Source organism: Tolypothrix sp. PCC 7601 (assembly GCF_025677855.1).
Classification (GTDB): Bacteria; Cyanobacteriota; Cyanobacteriia; order Cyanobacteriales; family Nostocaceae; genus Aulosira; species Aulosira diplosiphon.
The window spans coordinates 1-16,643 of sequence record NZ_CP064885.1; the positions used below are offsets into that span (position 1 = coordinate 1).

A 16,643-nucleotide genomic window follows, 5' to 3' on the forward strand; every position below is an offset into this window, starting at 1 on the left:
TCGGTGGAAGGATAATATTGCCGGAATGGCTTGCTTATGCTTCCAATTAACTTCGGCAAAATTATACTTCTAATCCTAAGCATAGGTTGTACTCAGTTGCCAAATGTGTTAATCATAGCCAAGAGACTGCCGAATTTCACGTAAGTAAGACCTCACCCAAAGGTTACGCATCACTCCCGGCTTGGTAAGAAGTTGAGTAACCCGACGTTGTGTAGGTTTTTGTCCTTGTGAATGAAGCAATTGAGCAACATTTTGTATTTCTTGGCATACAAGTTCTCTTTTTTTCTTACCAATTGCATTATTGTATTCTTGGTAACGCTTGGAGATAGAACGAGAAAGTTCAGGAAAATATCTGTATAAATAGCTGTTATTTTTGTAACCTAGTCGTCGAGAAATTTCTAGGAATGAAGGAGGTGGAAATTCTTGAAGTGCTAATTCGAGAATAGGTTGAATTTTTTTGCTGTCTACTCACGCTTTTATAATCAGCGTGTCTAACTTTTATTATTTGACATAATTCGGGAAAATGATTCTGTAAACAAAGCGGATAATGTTTTAGACGAAACGCGACATCTTCTAAAGAAGGTGGTGGGTACTCATTAATTACTTCTTGAAGAACTATATTTAAAACTTGCTTTCTCTCGGAATTGATTCTTTTATAGGACTTTCTTGGTTGTTCGGCTTGATTTGTTGATGAGCCACAAGCAATATTATCAAAAAATAAAATATCTGTTGTTAAAAAAATCAAGCAATTTGATTCTCATCTGATGACTTAGTAGCAAAAGTTTATCTATTTGAGGTATTACTTTTCCTTTACACCATGAACCAATTGTTGCTTGATTTACTGAAATAGCGCGAGATAAAGCAGCTTGATTTGATTGAAATGCTTGATTAATAAAATTAGAAATTGTCTGACTAATCCGATTTGAATCAATCGGAGATATGATAGTGGGTGCAGATGCGATTAATTCTCCCAATTCGTGATTCACATAAAGTTGCCAAGCAATTTCATCCGCTTTTTCATTTGGTTGACTCCACCACTTTTGTATCGGTAACTCCCCAGCCATTTACCGCATTTATTACAGTGTCCGGTCTGAGAATCACCAGAAAGTACAAGTTGTTGATTCAAACAATGGGGACACACTGATAAAAAAGGATGGTGGTGGATTGGACAAATCTGAACTACATTAATACACCAAAGAAGTGGCTCATAAATACTTTTGTTAGTATCACGCCATTCTTGGTAACAAGAAGGACACCAAACACGCTCATGGCGAAGTAAATCCCTTTTAGAAAGCACCTTTTCCCAAGGTCTAAGGGTAAGAAAATATAAGTCTGTTCGTTTCGTCAGGATGGACATTGCACGTACTAAATTAGTTGCCATTAAGCCCGTTCCATTAGTTGCTGTTCTATCTCTATTAACTCCAAGTATTTTGCCGATACTTTCATTTCTTTCATTTCTTAAGTTTGATAATTTCGGTTCTCTACCCATAAATGGGGCAATTTCCTTTATCAGTAGCCTTCTAGTAGTGATGCAATGTTGTTCAGCTAGTCTAATGACATAGCTTGTTAAACTTTCTACATAAGGAGTCCCTATACCAATTGGCTCTAGATTATACAAACGGCTTCTTGGTGGAATCGGAGATTTTTGCGTATCCCACGATGGGTAAAGTTTTAGGGTTAATGTGGACATATCACTCAAGTTCCTACTTGACGACGCTTAGGTAATGGTTGTCCGACTTTAGACTGCACTTTTCTCAAAGTTGAGTTACTCTGTTGTGGTTGAATCTCAACTTGTTTAATGTCGTTATCAATTAGCGCAGATTTTATTGGTAAGCCCAATTCCGCACGCAGTTGCTGAACTTCTCCCTCAATTTGTGCCTGATTATTCTCTCCTTCTTTAATTTTTTTGAGGATGTTTCGACATTGGGCAACCGATAAGGCGCGACGTTCTAGATGTTTAAGCTCAACAGAGTCAGATCCTTCATTAATTGCATCGAACAATGCGTTCTGAAACCAGTTTTTAAGAATGCCTACACAACCCAAACTTCGCTCATAACAGTAATCCCAATGTGATACTAAATCAGGCTCTTGCTGTAATGGCATCCTTAGTTGAAAACCCCAAACCACACTTTGGAATACTTCTCTGTCTTGTTCTATATCAGCATGGTAACGGGGAAAATGTAAGTAAACACTACGTCGGCTTAACTGGTCGCCAACATCATGTAGGGTCAATAATTCGTATGTGCCTACTAGACCATGTACAACTCCAGTTCTGTTAGCTAATGACTTTATAGCTTCAGGTAAATCTGTTAGCTTGCGTCCAGAGGCTACCATTAGCATATGATGAGCTTCATCAATAAAAAAATATTTTGGGTTTGCGATGTTTAAGAGCTTGCTCTAACGCCCATCCTAAATCTGTTTCAATAACTTTTGACTCAATCACAATTTGCCCCGAATTGTTCCGATAAATACCTCGTGTGCCGTAGTCTATCTTATGTTCAATTAATGGTTCATTAAGGGCAAATAAGCAGCGCTTAATATGGTCTTTCGAGTTAAATACCCCTGATTTTTGAACCACTGCCTCAACTGATGCGAATGGTAAGCAACCTGGGTCAATTTCGAGTTGCGGTAAATTCGACTCAACTAACCACTTTTCAATTAGTAAACGTAGGGTAGTTTTGCCAACCCCTGTTGGACCATAAATAAAGATAATTCGTGATTCCGAAGAATTACTAACCGCCAGTTTGAGAAAATTGAAGGCTTCTTCTAGCCGAGGGTGTGCCATTGTATAATTGTCGAAGTACAATAGCTTTTCCGTCGTTGATTGTGTCAGTAATGCTGTGGGAAAATGCTTTTGATTAGACATGATTAATAAGAATCAAAAATTTGGAGTTTAGTAGGTATTTGAGTAACGCTTTCTACTTGAACTGATTCTGAATTGTGATTTTCACTTGACTCAAAAGCTACTGTTTCTATCAAATTTAATGATTCATGAAATTGAATTTTATTTCTTTCACACTCAATGAGTTTAAATACTTCTTTTCCTTGATTATCTCGGAGACGTTGTGCAAGTAAAACCTCTTCTGCTTCTGCTGATGAAAGAAATTCTGCTAATTTTTTGGCTCGAACTTTAAATTCTTGATGATGATTGGTTTTACGTTTTTGCAACTCAGTTGTTGCCAGCCAAATCTCTTTTTCTGAACGCCCTTTAAAAGCTGCATAATATTCGCTAATACATTCAATCCACTGACCACGAACATAGGCATAAGCAATCCCAATATCAAATGGGTCGTATCTTATTGCCACATACGTTTTGTGAATACTAGGGTCGCGGAAAGCCGAATTCCAGTAATGAATTCCTCGAATTTGTATCCCTTGGACTGGGTGAACTTTTACTTTCTGTGATTGTGTTGTTGGTAAAGTTAAAATTCTCAAGTTTTCGTCCCAGGGTATGAGTCGGTGAGTTCTTAATCCATACTTTGCCATACCTTGATTAAATGCGTCAGAAGGAGACATCCCTAAAGCTGGATGTTCTGTTGTGTCATATTCTGAGTAAGCCCATTCGCAAAGATACAGATACAATAACCCAAGAGTCCAAATTGCTAGATTTTTAGGGTTGACTGTTTTGGTCATCAACCTGACTTTTTTGGTAATCTGCGTGTTACCAGCTAAGTTATAAACAAATTGAGTGTTAGCTGTTCCAAATAAACGCTCGCAAACGCCACTAAATCGGGATGCAGCAGGGGGACGGTGTTTGAGCGTGCATTCAAACAGAGCTAACAAGCTCTCGAAGTAGGTACTGTGGAATTCTTTACCGTTGTCTGTGACTATGATTTGGGGCAAACGTGAGTAGCGCATTACACAAATCCGCAGTACCATCATGCAACTGCGGTAACTCGGAGGGTCAAAAGTTAAATAAACTGCTAATATTCTTCTGCTGTAAGCGTCTACCAGAAATGTAGCCCAAGGTCTGCCAAGTACTTGGTTTGTATGTGAACATCGTAGCTCTATGTCCAATTTTGTGTGGTCAATATGACAAACCTCTAAAGACCTATCTCCGTGTTTTGGTGTTGTTAGCTCTAATTCCCAGTAAAACGATTGTTGTGGGTAAGCTGCTTCTATGTCCTTCTCTGCTACAAGTTTGCTGCCAACCACTACGCTTTTTTATCTCGCTAATAAATGTTTTATAGCTAGGAATTTGGTCGTCTGGAATGTCTGCATTGACGCAAGCATTACAAAAAGCTCCATATACCTCGTACTTGCGTTTTTGTTTGTGGGTTTCGTAGCTTTGCGTAATAAATTCATTGATTAATTCTAAGATTTGTTCGGGTAACTTCCGGTTGCGGTTCCCTTTTTTATGGGAGTGATTTAAAAGCCCAATATAGCCGTAGCCGTACTGTTGTTGAGCCTGTTTATATTTGGCTAGCCAATCCCTTAAAGTGCGTTCTGGGACTGTTGGATTTTCTATTTTTTGACCTAACAATATTGGTTCAATACTTCTGTAACGTCGGTTAGCATCTTCTAAATCTTTTTGGCTTGCACCCCTTAATATTGAATTTAATTCGTCGGGGTTACTGCCAGCATACATCTGTTTATTAACTGTTATTTGACCCAGCCGAATTTTACTCTCTAGTTCGGTAACTGGTAAGTCAATCAACTCTCCTAATTCAGAGCGCAGAGTAATTTGTGTATGACCAACTTTTATCAATGTATAGATTTGACCATTCCAGTTTATTTGTTCTTTGGGAACTAAATTTATGACTGGAAGAGTTATTGTATCTGCACTTCGCAATGACAAAAATATCGATTTATGGGAAGAAGCATACTCTCGGTCACAAAAAACTTGGCATTGTTCTGGCTCAACTAGTAAGCACGCCCCTAAATCTATATAAATCTGCTCGCTAGCAATTAAAAAATAAATCGAGTCGGCGCTAATTCCTAACTTATTGTCAAGCAATTGATTCAGCGTTATCCCTGGTTGGGAACGAACAATATTTTCAATTAACTCGTCTGACCTATCCCTCAGATTTTTGGATTCATCAATAGCACGATAATAATCTTCTAAAAATGTTAGATTGCGGTATAAAATCCAATTAATTTTAGCATCTGAAAAAATTTGAAAATCAAATCCAAATTGTGCGGCATACGATAAAGCAGGTGGTGATAACCAACAACCATCACTATTAAAGCTGTAACGATGAGGCTGTTTGACAAGCAACTTTTGTAATTCTTTTTCTGTTTTACACTCTACCCACCCAGCGCTCGAAGCTCTGATAACGAAAAAGTCCGGGGTATAGAAAAATCCAAGATTTCTTCCCGACTTGGACTGGTAATTTATTTTAAATGCCGGAGGTTGGTCGTAATATTCCAGAACCGACTCATCATGCTCTAGTTCATAAATAAAGGGAAGCTCGACTTTATGAGACTCAAATTGAATGCTTTTTTGATTCTTTTTGCTGGGATAAAAACCTGAAACATTCTTTCTTCCACCCCCAACTCGTCGCGCTGGCTCACTAGACCGAATATCCGTAAGAGTTAAGATTGATAATTTTGATAATTTTTGGTCGCTACACCATTTTTTAAACTCGTAATCGGTGAGCATTTTTCTTACTCCCTGAAACTTGAGTTAGACATGCAGTCTATAACAATGGCACGTCAGAAGTAGCAAACACTAATTAATTGCGAGAAACAGTAGCCGATGATGACTCAAGCCATTGCACGGGATCTGATGTGTTATTAATTGTACCTCTAGCTACAAAAGCGTTTTGAACGAGTCATCTAATTTAACAATTTTGGCACGCTTATTGTTCCATTTTTAGTTTTCGGCAGTATTATCATTCCAATTGCCAAATTTTTGGCATCAGTGATTAACGACAGAATAAATGTTTTGAGCTTTGTCGTGGCAATATTATGGTGACATTTTTGGCAATATTATCCTTCCACCGACAATTCTCCAGGAGTTGGGATAAAATCTTCCGTCGCTTCCATTGGATAGCGATATGTCTGATTGTGATTTGAAACAAAAAATGAGATTTTAACTCATGATATGCTTCAAAAATGAGTATCCAGTTTTTAGTTCACTTTTAGTATTCGAGTTTTTTTACTAATAATGATTATCGCGTAAGGCATAAAAAGGCTGACGCAAGCAACGTTTGTATCAATTCTTCGGCTTGATTATCATTATTATTTAGCTACGATTTGAGTAGGCGATCGCTCTGTTGTTGGGCGATCGCTTGGACAATGAAATATTTGATTTTTACTCAGATATCTACTAAAACAAAGGTTTTGAACCATAACATGGGCATTTGAAGCATATTTTGAATTGAAAGTTTAAAGTAGAGCAATTTTTTCAGAGATTTTTTGTGCAAGTTTTGTCCAATTGTGTTTTTTCAACTCATTCTCTAGTTATGATTCAGAATTTCAACTCTCACTCATAATTTGATTCAAAGTTTTAATTTGTGATTAGCGCAAAAGCCTGAATTTTCGTTAACTCTTTTCTAATTTATGGATCAAAATTTTTCTCACATTATGATTCAAAGCATACTGATTATATTGACTGAGATATCCTGCATCTTTTAAGAGAGACGCAAATTCCGGCTTAAATTTAGAAGCTAATCTTACCAGTGTATTAATATTTATGAGTATCTCCTGATTCGGTATCATGAAATACGAGAAAGCCTTTAAGTGCTTTTTCTGCTCCTTGTTGACAATGATAAATAGCTATATCTGGCAATTCTTCAGCTAGTTTTTGTGCTGCATTTAAATCACGTTGGGCTTTTTTAAACCAAAACTGTACCAGAATACGTTTTGCGTTGTCCATAAAGTAATTTACCTTGTTCTATTATTTTTCTGGTCAGGGATGCGGGAACTGTTTTAAAAGTTTCTATATCAGTTTTGGTTTTTATAAGAATATCAACATCAATCATTAAATCATCAAGAGCATTGATTGCCCGCACTCCCCACTCAATTCGGTCAAAGTTTGGTATATCATCCGGTAAAATAACACATAAATCTAAATCACTATATTGATGTGGAGTTCCCCAAGCATAGGAACCAAATAGGATAATTTCTTCAGGATTTAGTAATGCTACTAATCGGCGCGTAACTTCTGCAATGATTGATTTGTTTATCGGTGTCATATTACTACTCAAGTAATTTCATTTTTTAGTAAGTCAGCAACAGCCTCTCCTGTAGAGTCAGATAAGTTGGATGGCTAAAAATGGACTTATCCCACTCTTCCTTGCAATAGCTTACCTAAATTTTCTTCTACTGGCTGACTAACAGTTTCATTAGTCAAAATTGTCAGCCTTACCCTTTGTCCAGCCAATTCAGATGCGTGTTGTAGAATTTCTTCCCAAGTTCCTTCAATAATCTGTTGTGTCATAATCAATGTCCATAATTATTGAGTTGGTTATATGTGTAATATTACCACTACAATTTACTCAAAACTATAATACTTGCCTGCTTTATCAGATAAAAACGGGTTATTAATTATTTCCTGTAATTTTAAATGATTGAATCATCGCTTCAGCAGTAGGTAAATACTGAGAATATTTTGCCGACTCTGCTGTATACGTAATAAAGTAAATCTTGCCGTTCCTCACAGTGCCCATTTCCATAACCTGGAGTTTACATTGTCCTTCCTGCCGAGTATAAGTTAATCTATAAGCGTTAAAGTTTGATAGCGTTGTGGATGATTTAGTCTCATCAGTAATTTGTGAGTTTGGATTAATATTTTTAATCTTGCTAATTGCAAAATGTTTAGATTCTTCTACAGATAGCAATTGTGGAGATAAGTTATTAATATTAGTCGTTATTTCTAAAATACAAGAATCAACCTGCTTGTAATTTTCTGGTGTAAATTTACTTACTTGACCGCCAAAATCACCCCCTGCTTCCACAAAATCACCGTTTGGTTCCATTTCTTTCCAATCGCCTGGATATTTAATTGCGATGCCATTAAGCTCTTTAGAACCTGAAAGAATAGGTTTTGGATTAATTTGAGATAAAATCCCTAAAACTATAGGAGCAATTACTACTACACCTACAGTTAGGAAAATTTTCCACGGTCGAGATTTAACAGAACCGCTATCTGGAAGATTATTTGGTTGTGGGCTTAACTTTGTCCCCGCCCCTGGAGACGACGGTAGTCAGTTAAACGTAACTGGGGCATTAAATACAGTGCCTTGGAAAACATTCTTCATCTCATCTGCCAACTTCTGATAGTTGATCACACTTGGCTGTTGTGGCTGAGACTTGAGGTTATCGGCTAGTTGCTGTATCAACTGAATAAAATTAGGATTGGGTTCAGCTTTAGCTGCTGTTGCTAATTCTTGTGCAGCTTGAGCCAATTCCGAATTAACCTTAGCCGCAGATTCTACCTCTAGTACAGCCTTGCCATAATCAAGTGTTTGTTCTGGCGCTTTCTCAATAGCAACTACAGTCTGGGGAGAGTGTTTTTTAAGGGTGACGAGAAACTCACCTGTCTTATCCCATAAAGCTTGTCCAACATTTTCGCCCGTTTTTTCTAAGGCTTTGGTGGCAATTACGGTTCCAATTGCGATCGCAGCAGTAGTTAGAGGTTCCATTTGCTACTGTATCCTATGTGTATGCTATTTTTCTATTAACACATGGTTGATGTGCTAATTTCCGTAATTGTAGGGAAAAAATTGAGATTTATCACCATTTTAATCTTGCGATCGCAACGCCTCGACTTTTGGTCATGCTTTAGTCGAATACTGGACTCAACTCTTGAAGATCAGATATTCAGGTGCAAACCACAATTCCCTACCATCTGCAATCAGCCTGCATTGTTCGCCATCAAAAGCAATCACCTCACCTGACAGCCCATCAAAGCGTCCTCCAGCAGTAATCGTCACGGTTTTACCAATTAGATCCTCTGTTGGCTTTGCTTGTGACTCTTGACACTCTATATCTGTCCGTAGCTCAGTATTATTTTGATTGTCTACGTAGACAATACCCGATTGTCTACGGTCATGTAGACAATCTTTTTCCTCGCTATCATAAGGTTCTTGCTGGCATTGGAGGCTATTGTCTACATTGTCTGCATCTAATATGCCTTTTTCAAAGTTTGGTTTTTGGAATGCAACAAACCTGACAGACCGTCCTTTACGTACAACTTCTCCGTAACCCATTTGCGCCATTTTTTCAAACAAGTCAGCAACGTAAGCCCCCGCTTCTCTACCAGCCCCCTTAGCGCGGTTTTGGATGGGGCGAGAATCTTTATAAACATCACGGGCGCTGATACCATCAGGATGCTTGTTCAATGCCGCAGCGTGAATTTGCAACATGATTGAGGCAATGTCATCGCTGGTGCTAATTTTTTCCTGCAAGATATGAAAGGTGCTGCGGTAGTATTGGGCAAAGGTGACAGCCCGTTTTAAGGTGGCTAGAGACAGTGTTTTAATGTCAGTGGTAGATGGGGTGTAAAAACACTCAATCAGGTGCAAAGCCAACGCTATCCGTAGGATGTGAGTATCAAGCTTGTTCATCCAGGTGCGGATACCAGCATGAGAAATCTGCTCGATTTGGTCGCCGATACTGTCAACAATTCTGGCAAAGTAATTCTGAGCATCTGGGGCTATTTTGACTGTCTGGGTGGTTAAATTGTCGAGCCACTCATAAAGTACTGGGAGGCGGTCTTTGAGTCGGCAGTAACCCCCAGGAACATACTTTTTCTTACGCTGTTCGGGCATTGCAAACAAAAAGCGGGCTTGCATCCCATTACCGTCGTCAGCATAGTCCAGTTAATCGCTGGGATACCACCATACTCATCCAGGGTGAATGTCCCCGCTAATGAGGATACGGCGGGCAACAAAGCCTGCCAAATCATTACAGGGTCAATATTGAGTTTTTCGGCATCATGCTTGATGTCGCGGGCTAGGGGGGCGGGTAATACTTCATCCCAATTAATCCTGGTTTTGCTGTAATCCATTAAGGATTTCAGCCGTAACTCGTCTTCTGGTAGTACTTCATTCACTTTGACTCGTTGGCTGGAAACAATGCTTTCAAATAATTTCCGGTCAACTAAATCTTCATACTGATGATAGAGATTGTTAAGTTTTTGACGTTCTACAAATTCAGAGTAATGAGACTCGATAATGGTGTAGACATTGCCGACAATAGCCTGGATGATTCTCTCATCATCGTTTTTAGGTGTAGACAATGGCGTAGACAATGAGCCATTGTCTACGTAGACAATAGATTTTGTACTTAGTTCTGATTTTGTACTGGTATCATTTTTCTGCTTTTTAAGCCAAGCGGAGTAACATCCTTGGAGTTTTTCGTCATCGAGGCTGGGGCGCTTGGCGATCGCGTCGGCTTTTTTCCACCAACCTTCGCGCTCCTGTGTACTGAGTGGCGGTGTACAGCGATCGCAGAACCAATCGTACAAAACTCTTGGGTTATCCAGATGGTCAATTCCTAATTCATGGAGGCGGCGAGATGTCGCAATCAGGTTCAGGCTCAGTTTCTGGGCTGCTGTGTTGCGTCCACCGTCGCCTGTGCCATGCTCAATCAAGGCGCGGTCATCCTTGCCCAAGAAAATTTCTAAGGGCGGGTGACCAATGACTGTTGGTTTTTGAGGTTTAGGCGTGGGTGCGGGCGCTTTTGGGGGCTGATGATGTTTCAACATCAACTCAATTACCCAGTTGGGGCATTTGGCAACTTCAATATCCTGGGGCGATCGCACCCAATGATAACTACCTGTATCTGGATGTACTGATGGCGGTAGTACAGATTGCCGCCCATTCCAGCGAAATTCTAGTAACTGTTCTTTACCGTTATCACCTTTGATGCCAGTTTTGAGGATGACATTATCCAAGACTGGCCAGTATTCCTCGCTGACCAAGTAAAGTAACTGTCTGCGGCCTGCTTTGCCAGAACTAAAAATTACTGTGTCGGGTAAGTCGTTATCGGCCAGCTTTTGTAATAGGGCTTCGGCGGCGTGTCCGTCGGCATCAATGGCTAAAATTCCGCCTGAGATTTCACCTGTGCGGATGCCGTAGCCTCTGGCTTTGCCTCGTAATTCGCGGCAGATTGCATCCCTAGACAAGGGTGCTTCACTCTGCCAAGCCTCACGGTAGGGCCGCTTTTTGCCATTTACTGGGGTTAATGCCCAATTATGAGGAATTCGTTGTAAGCCGGAAATTAAGTCTTTGGCGGTTACAGTCAGACGATTGGTTGCATACATTTTTCAAGTCTCCAAAAGTTGTGTTTACTTTTGGACAACTCCTCTTGTTGAACTGCCTTTGCTTGCGATAAGATTTTTATAGCGAAAGCGGAACAACAACTGAGTAAGTCGATCAAAACTTATGGAGTTGTCCGTCTATAAATGCAAGAAGCGCACTAGTTTTCGAGGCTGAGGGCGCTTTTTGCATTTTCAGTATTTACGTCATAGCTCTGGCAGCGCCCTGGATCGCGCCACTGTTGATATTCATTTGTCCAAGAACATTGGTTTGTTTCTTTGGTGTCTTTGACATAGGACATTAGTTTTTACATAGGTAAAATATGTGCGTTTTATACAGCGTTTGACGCTGATGCATCCCAGTTAACAGAACTTTCTGTTAGCTAGCGGGCGCTTTTCATCCCAAGATTGTCACACAATTGATACATCTCACCTCCAGACTTTGCAAAAAACGTTACGTTCACTTAAGCCACTGTTTTGATGCTGTTGATACCGTGACTCATCCACTGCGCCAACAACCATTGACTAGCAGGCTTGTCCAGCGCGGGTAGGACGCGGAAGTTAAAAACTTGCTCCCAAACTTCTTCCCCATGTTGAGAAACAAAGGCTTGCTCTAGCTCAAGAAAGTGAGCGTAGTCTTTGTTACCAATAGCTGTAAGCATCCCTAATATGTCATTTATAGGTATCTGAGTAGCTGTTAATTGGGCTTCCGTCATTGGTTTTTGTCCCTAAATATACAAACGTATCTAAGTAAACCACGCTTGGTGTCGATGATTTCGATTAAGTCCTTGTCCTTCGCCCTAGCGAGAGAAAAGCAAGCAAGTTCTGACGCTGCGGCTGACCACTCCCTAGTTTCTGTTTGCCAGTCCCAATCCTCCCCTGAGCGCCTCTCAGGTTCGTTATCTTCGGTCATTACTTGTCTTTACTCTCCTTTTTATCTGTTACCGCTTTCTCTAGAAGTACTGTTATTAAATTGTTCAAGGTGCGGCGTTCATCCTCTGCCCATTGCCTCAGAAACTCATTCATTTCTGGGTCAAGGTAAATGACGACACGCGGCTTTTTACTAGGCATTTCTGCAAGTAGACATAAATAGGTGTAATTGTTGTCAATTATCACCCCCATCAAAGCATTTGGGAAGAGGGTTGCTATTTGTGCCCACTTGTTGCTATATTAGCAAGTGTAAAGAAACAACGTCAATCAACGCAAAATGCCTCGGCGGTCATCCAAAAAGGTTGTTGTAGGCGCTGTTCTGTACACCTGTACGAATGTCCATTTCACTTCCACATATCTGCATTAAGCGGTTGCGTATCTGCGATTCGCAGCAATCTTGTGTGTCTAAACTCTGAAAAATCAAGAATTATAGCCGCGTGATTTGTCGAGATGGAAAAGTTGACAGTTTGCCTGTCCTGAACTGTTCCGCGACTGTGAGAGGCTGTTTTCTCTAAGTGTGACAAGCTTGTTCCTGTTCCTCTGCTCCAACGGTTCCATCAGTGTTCCACGACTTTTTTACAGTCTGGAACGGGTATTTATCCCTGTTATCTGGAACAGGAACAAAGTAAATAAAAGTAGCTAAATATACCATGTATAGCCTCAATCGATGATTGTTCATCTCGACAAATCACGTTGTAGAAAAGGAGGTATTTTGAGCGAAGTAATAACGCCCAATAGCGACAGCAAAGTCACAAATCCCAGAAAGTCGAGAGCAACAAGAAACATTCTTAAAATGATTGTTGATGCAGGCAACGGGCGGATTAAATGCCACGCACTTGGCTATACCAGTTGTGTGGACTCCATTGTCTGCACTGTGGCTGAGGCTTCCAGTTGGGGATTGATGGGTGCATTTGAATGGAACGACCAAAATTATATAGTTGGACATGATGCCCCAAACGCCAAAACTCGCACCATCATTTCTCGTACTGAGAATGGCAAGATTAAATTCTTTCCGCACATGGTGCTGGGTGCAATCACCAGCCATCCCTACATCCTTGATAGCGTTATTGGAAAGGGCAAAAAACGTAAGCTAGTGGCAGATATTCAGTGTTTGTCAATAGCTAGAGGCGAGTCCTTGTACTCCAATCTCCAAAAAGCTTCTCAATTCTCAGTCAATGGCATGATCTACGAGATTGAATGGCGTAGTTTTATCAGTTATCCAGAAGGGTTTGGTGCTGCTCTGTCTGCCCACAAAATCATCAAAGAGAAAAATCCCAAAGCCGAGCGATTCTACACCCTAGACATTGGCAATGGGACGATCACACTTACCCCTTATGAATGCCTTGGTAAAAAGCCCATTGCCGGAACACCCTTTATTGGTAGTGGGGGTGGAGTCAGTTCCATCGTGAGATTTTTTGGCATGGCTGCAATGTACGGGGATGACGGCGAAAGCGTCGCATCTCTTGATTACATCCGCACAGCTTTACAAAGGGCTGAAGTACTGACAACAGAAGATGGTCAAAAGCGATACAGCACCTTTGCTGCCATATCGCGCCGTGATATTGGTGATTGCCTCTACAAAGCCTTAATGGACTGGAGAGACAAACACGTCAGCGCCCAAACAATTCTGCAAGCTGTGGATGATGTTTTGTTAGGTGGACATTATGTTTTCTGCTGTGGTGGGGGCTTTGAGGTTGCGCCTGTTGCTGACTTCATCCAACAACAAATGACCAGTGAGCGCCTGATTGTATTACCCACGCCTGGGACTATCTCACTAACTGGACTAGAGGATCACCAATGAAAACTGAACGACTTTGTTACCACGTACCAAATGACCTTGTTCCCATTGTGCGGGCGCTTGCAGAGCGTGACGGTACACCGCCAAGTAAATGGCTGGGTGAAATTATCCGCGCTTATGTAAGAGAGCAACGACAGAAATTAGTCAATCACCCAAGTCAACGTGGCGTGATGGCCGCTTACATCAATCTCAACAACTTGGAGGCATTGAGCAATGATTAAAGCGCTTAGTCAAAATCAATTGCGCCGGCTAGAAGCTTGCTCGCGCTGGCTCAGAGAGATTCGGGATTCAGAATCATTTGCACAACTCGATTACCACCCAGATTTGACGTTAGGTGATGCCATCCAAGCAGTGAGCGAACTTTTACAGGAACACTCGCCAGAGTGTCAAAGAAGAACACCCTTGGCAGAGGGTAAGGGAGAGAAGCCCATACCGAAAGTGGGGGCTTGAAATCCTCTTGGTAGAAGAATTTCTGAATATTTCTTCCCTGCTCCCCTGCCTATGACGGTCAAGCGTCACGTTACAGCAACTAGGAGATTGAACGATGCAGCAGTTAGAGCCAGTGCTTTGCCCAACAGAACTACAGGGCGGCGCGGTCTATCAAATAGACGGTGTTTTGTACAAGTATTTATACTCAGACCCCTATGCGCGCATAGACCACCCTAGATTCAAGTTTGTCCCACTGCCAGGGCAACGACGGACGGCTGATTTGATTCTGAACAAAGCAAAGATTCGCAAGTGTTACCTAGTACCTGGCTATAGAGCATCGCAGGTATCGACGGTTAGTGAAAAGGCGGTGCAAATGAGTTTGTTTTGAGGGGCAACGGTCGCTAGTTTTCGAGGCAGGCGACCGTAACCACAGGATGCATCTACCGCCGCAAAACGATAAATACACAACACATAGGATTTTAACAGTGGCTAAACCCGTAGGATTTTTTAGTTTGTCTGCGGACAACAAATTAATTGCAGAGATGACCCAAACCTGGGGCGAGGATTTATCCGGGATGGCTGAGAATGACTGCCTTTGGTTAATTGGTCGCATTTCCCATGACCTTTGGCTTGGGAGTGATTCTAACGAAGCAATAACCGAAGATGCTGAGGAAGTAGCAAATCGGTTGCACGAGCTAAAGTCCTGGGAAAAAGTAGCGTTGATTCGGGCGCTGATTCAAGAAGCTTAGATTCACGGTTATGTACAAAAAGCAGATGTATTTAGCCCTAATTGGTGTGGGTGTTTGCCTCATGCCCGCGCTAATTCCCTTAATACCCAGGATTGGGGCATATATCGAGGCAGAACGGGTCAAAGCAGAAACCCAGTTACTTGCACAAAACCTGAAAACCAGTGAGCAACTGAAACGAGAACGCATTGAGCAAAGAGCGAAAACCAGCGACGCACTGTACCTTGCTGGGGTAATGCCCACAACTCAAAAATTGCGAATTACCAATTACATCGACAACAGCAGACGCAACCCACGACCAGACACAACAATTTATCAACTAGATGAAATGGTTGATGTTTTTGACTCCACTGGGCGCTGTATAGGGCGAATCGAGTCAGGGGCTTGGAAGTGGAAGTACTATTACCAGGGCTTGTGCGAAGGCGTTCAAAATGTTCAACCAGTTAGGAGAAATAAGTAATGGCAGTCAGTTCTAGCGCAGGTAAAGAGACTTCGGGCAGTGGCAGCACAGGCAAAGAAGGCAAAAAGCGGAGTATAGGCGAGGTTATTGACTTTTGCGCCAAGGTCATAGTCTTGGTTGTGGGTTTACCCATTAGGTTTGCGGCTGCAATAGTCGCTCAGTTTGTAGCGACAGGCGGTATGGGTAGGGCTGTGGTCGGTGGAATTCTGTTCATTGGCGGTTCGGTAATTAGCGCGGATTCTGTGTGGCAGCTAGTTTTTCAAGGACAGCCCGTAACCCCCTGGTTTGAGCAATACTGGAACTGGTTAAATGTGCCCGCCGCAGTGTTTAACCCATTCTTTTACCTGGCGTTCATGGTTGCAGTTGGGTTGCAGGTTGTAGAAGCTCACGCTCTACGCGGCAAGAACCCCGATTCAGCAAGGCGAGAACTTCAAGACCACATGGTTTATGACCTAGAAACTAAGCCCAGCGGCAAGATTGACCTAGTAGGGGACTTGTGGCGAGATTACAAAACAGCAGGGGTACGAGATCGCTCAAGCGCTGGGTTCGTAACTATTGCTGTGTGGGTGTTCGACCTAGTAACAACCTTTGCAGCCCGTAACCCGTTCCAGTACACAGACCCGCTGATGATTTTGGGTTGCATTCTATTTAATGTCGGCACGATGCTATCTGGTGAAATGGGCTTTGCTATTTGGCGCATGACTAAAGACTAAAAACAGTATCCCCGTCATCGAAGAGGCAGAGGGGCAGAGGAGATGGGGGGCAGGGGAGAAACCCCATACATAAATGTAGTTGCTCTGAACCGAATGGCACGCTTGAAAAGGGAAAATCGTTGAGGCAGCAGGGGTGCTCTTGAGCGGAGGAGCAGGGGAGAAAGAAGAAGTTTAAGGCATTGCGTTCGGATATTTAGAAAATCCCCCCTGCGCCCCTGCACCCCTGCCCCTCTGCAATCCTTACACTGCCTACCCTTCAGCTTTTCAAGCGTGCCATTCTACTCTGAACCCTTAAAGCCAGGGGAATCCAAAATCTTTCTCCAGACCTCTGCCCCTCTGCTTCTTCTGTCAAAGCTACCAA

Annotated in this window: 22 protein-coding genes; 6 read left to right on the forward strand and 16 right to left on the reverse strand. The window is 41.7% G+C overall.

What is annotated here, in order from left to right; translation table 11 throughout:
• Nucleotides 1–982: 982 nt before the first annotated feature.
• The 16 genes from HG267_RS40020 to HG267_RS40095 all read right to left on the reverse strand — a co-directional run bounded on the left by HG267_RS40020 (nt 983) and on the right by HG267_RS40095 (nt 12,277).
• Nucleotides 983–1,690: a TniQ family protein gene (locus HG267_RS40020; RefSeq protein WP_263420176.1), complete on the reverse strand. Its 708-nt coding sequence runs from the start codon at nt 1,688–1,690 to the stop codon at nt 983–985.
• Nucleotides 1,691–1,695: 5 nt separating this feature from the next.
• Nucleotides 1,696–2,340, reverse strand: coding sequence for a hypothetical protein (locus HG267_RS40025; protein ID WP_263420177.1), 645 nt, complete (start codon nt 2,338–2,340; stop codon nt 1,696–1,698).
• Nucleotides 2,341–2,353: 13 nt separating this feature from the next.
• Nucleotides 2,354–2,866, reverse strand: a complete 513-nt coding sequence (locus HG267_RS40030) for a hypothetical protein (RefSeq protein ID WP_263420178.1) — start codon at nt 2,864–2,866, stop codon at nt 2,354–2,356.
• Between the two features lie 2 nt (nt 2,867–2,868).
• Nucleotides 2,869–4,155 carry a transposase family protein gene (locus tag HG267_RS40035; protein ID WP_263420179.1) on the reverse strand — a complete coding sequence of 429 codons (1,287 nt, stop codon included), beginning with the start codon at nt 4,153–4,155 and terminating at the stop codon, nt 2,869–2,871.
• On the reverse strand, nt 4,052–5,602 hold the full coding sequence (locus HG267_RS40040) for a heteromeric transposase endonuclease subunit TnsA (RefSeq protein WP_263420180.1): 1,551 nt from the start codon (nt 5,600–5,602) through the stop codon (nt 4,052–4,054). The genes HG267_RS40035 and HG267_RS40040 overlap by 104 nt, the downstream gene beginning before the upstream one ends.
• A gap of 1,026 nt (nt 5,603–6,628) precedes the next feature.
• Complete coding sequence (locus HG267_RS40045) at nt 6,629–6,820, reverse strand: HEPN domain-containing protein (protein ID WP_228045744.1); 192 nt, start codon at nt 6,818–6,820, stop codon at nt 6,629–6,631.
• Nucleotides 6,780–7,139, reverse strand: a complete 360-nt coding sequence (locus HG267_RS40050; RefSeq protein ID WP_045873513.1) for a nucleotidyltransferase domain-containing protein — start codon at nt 7,137–7,139, stop codon at nt 6,780–6,782. Before HG267_RS40050 ends, HG267_RS40045 begins: the two co-directional genes overlap by 41 nt.
• An 86-nt stretch (nt 7,140–7,225) precedes the next feature.
• Nucleotides 7,226–7,384 carry a hypothetical protein gene (locus tag HG267_RS40055; RefSeq protein WP_155539565.1) on the reverse strand — a complete coding sequence of 53 codons (159 nt, stop codon included), beginning with the start codon at nt 7,382–7,384 and terminating at the stop codon, nt 7,226–7,228.
• 103 nt (nt 7,385–7,487) lie between these two features.
• Nucleotides 7,488–8,060 carry a PsbP-related protein gene (locus HG267_RS40060; RefSeq protein WP_309227768.1) on the reverse strand — a complete coding sequence of 191 codons (573 nt, stop codon included), beginning with the start codon at nt 8,058–8,060 and terminating at the stop codon, nt 7,488–7,490.
• 90 nt (nt 8,061–8,150) lie between these two features.
• A complete protein-coding gene (locus HG267_RS40065; RefSeq protein ID WP_045873511.1) occupies nt 8,151–8,588 on the reverse strand; it encodes a hypothetical protein in 438 nt (145 codons plus the stop codon).
• 156 nt (nt 8,589–8,744) lie between these two features.
• A complete protein-coding gene (locus tag HG267_RS40070) occupies nt 8,745–9,716 on the reverse strand; it encodes a DUF3987 domain-containing protein (protein ID WP_168161033.1) in 972 nt (323 codons plus the stop codon).
• The gene (locus HG267_RS40075) at nt 9,623–11,212 is read right to left on the reverse strand and encodes a bifunctional DNA primase/polymerase (protein ID WP_052335368.1); all 1,590 of its coding nucleotides are present in this window, start codon (nt 11,210–11,212) and stop codon (nt 9,623–9,625) included. Before HG267_RS40075 ends, HG267_RS40070 begins: the two co-directional genes overlap by 94 nt.
• Nucleotides 11,213–11,367: 155 nt before the next feature.
• Nucleotides 11,368–11,508, reverse strand: a complete 141-nt coding sequence (locus HG267_RS40080; protein WP_155539563.1) for a hypothetical protein — start codon at nt 11,506–11,508, stop codon at nt 11,368–11,370.
• A gap of 162 nt (nt 11,509–11,670) precedes the next feature.
• Nucleotides 11,671–11,922 carry a hypothetical protein gene (locus tag HG267_RS40085; RefSeq protein WP_045873509.1) on the reverse strand — a complete coding sequence of 84 codons (252 nt, stop codon included), beginning with the start codon at nt 11,920–11,922 and terminating at the stop codon, nt 11,671–11,673.
• Nucleotides 11,919–12,119, reverse strand: coding sequence for a hypothetical protein (locus HG267_RS40090; RefSeq protein WP_045873508.1), 201 nt, complete (start codon nt 12,117–12,119; stop codon nt 11,919–11,921). The genes HG267_RS40085 and HG267_RS40090 overlap by 4 nt, the downstream gene beginning before the upstream one ends.
• The gene (locus HG267_RS40095; RefSeq protein WP_071989472.1) at nt 12,119–12,277 is read right to left on the reverse strand and encodes a ribbon-helix-helix domain-containing protein; all 159 of its coding nucleotides are present in this window, start codon (nt 12,275–12,277) and stop codon (nt 12,119–12,121) included. Before HG267_RS40095 ends, HG267_RS40090 begins: the two co-directional genes overlap by 1 nt.
• Nucleotides 12,278–12,848: 571 nt before the next feature.
• Here HG267_RS40095 and HG267_RS40100 point away from each other — a divergent pair.
• From HG267_RS40100 to HG267_RS40125, 6 genes are all read left to right on the forward strand, one after another.
• Nucleotides 12,849–13,937 carry a hypothetical protein gene (locus HG267_RS40100; RefSeq protein WP_155539561.1) on the forward strand — a complete coding sequence of 363 codons (1,089 nt, stop codon included), beginning with the start codon at nt 12,849–12,851 and terminating at the stop codon, nt 13,935–13,937.
• Nucleotides 13,934–14,155 carry a hypothetical protein gene (locus HG267_RS40105; protein ID WP_045873505.1) on the forward strand — a complete coding sequence of 74 codons (222 nt, stop codon included), beginning with the start codon at nt 13,934–13,936 and terminating at the stop codon, nt 14,153–14,155. The genes HG267_RS40100 and HG267_RS40105 overlap by 4 nt, the downstream gene beginning before the upstream one ends.
• A complete protein-coding gene (locus tag HG267_RS40110; protein WP_045873504.1) occupies nt 14,148–14,384 on the forward strand; it encodes a hypothetical protein in 237 nt (78 codons plus the stop codon). Before HG267_RS40105 ends, HG267_RS40110 begins: the two co-directional genes overlap by 8 nt.
• A 521-nt stretch (nt 14,385–14,905) precedes the next feature.
• The gene (locus HG267_RS40115) at nt 14,906–15,112 is read left to right on the forward strand and encodes a hypothetical protein (RefSeq protein ID WP_155539560.1); all 207 of its coding nucleotides are present in this window, start codon (nt 14,906–14,908) and stop codon (nt 15,110–15,112) included.
• A gap of 10 nt (nt 15,113–15,122) precedes the next feature.
• Nucleotides 15,123–15,569 carry a hypothetical protein gene (locus HG267_RS40120; protein ID WP_045873501.1) on the forward strand — a complete coding sequence of 149 codons (447 nt, stop codon included), beginning with the start codon at nt 15,123–15,125 and terminating at the stop codon, nt 15,567–15,569.
• On the forward strand, nt 15,569–16,282 hold the full coding sequence (locus HG267_RS40125; protein WP_045873500.1) for a hypothetical protein: 714 nt from the start codon (nt 15,569–15,571) through the stop codon (nt 16,280–16,282). Before HG267_RS40120 ends, HG267_RS40125 begins: the two co-directional genes overlap by 1 nt.
• The last annotated feature ends 361 nt before the right edge of the window (nt 16,283–16,643 follow it).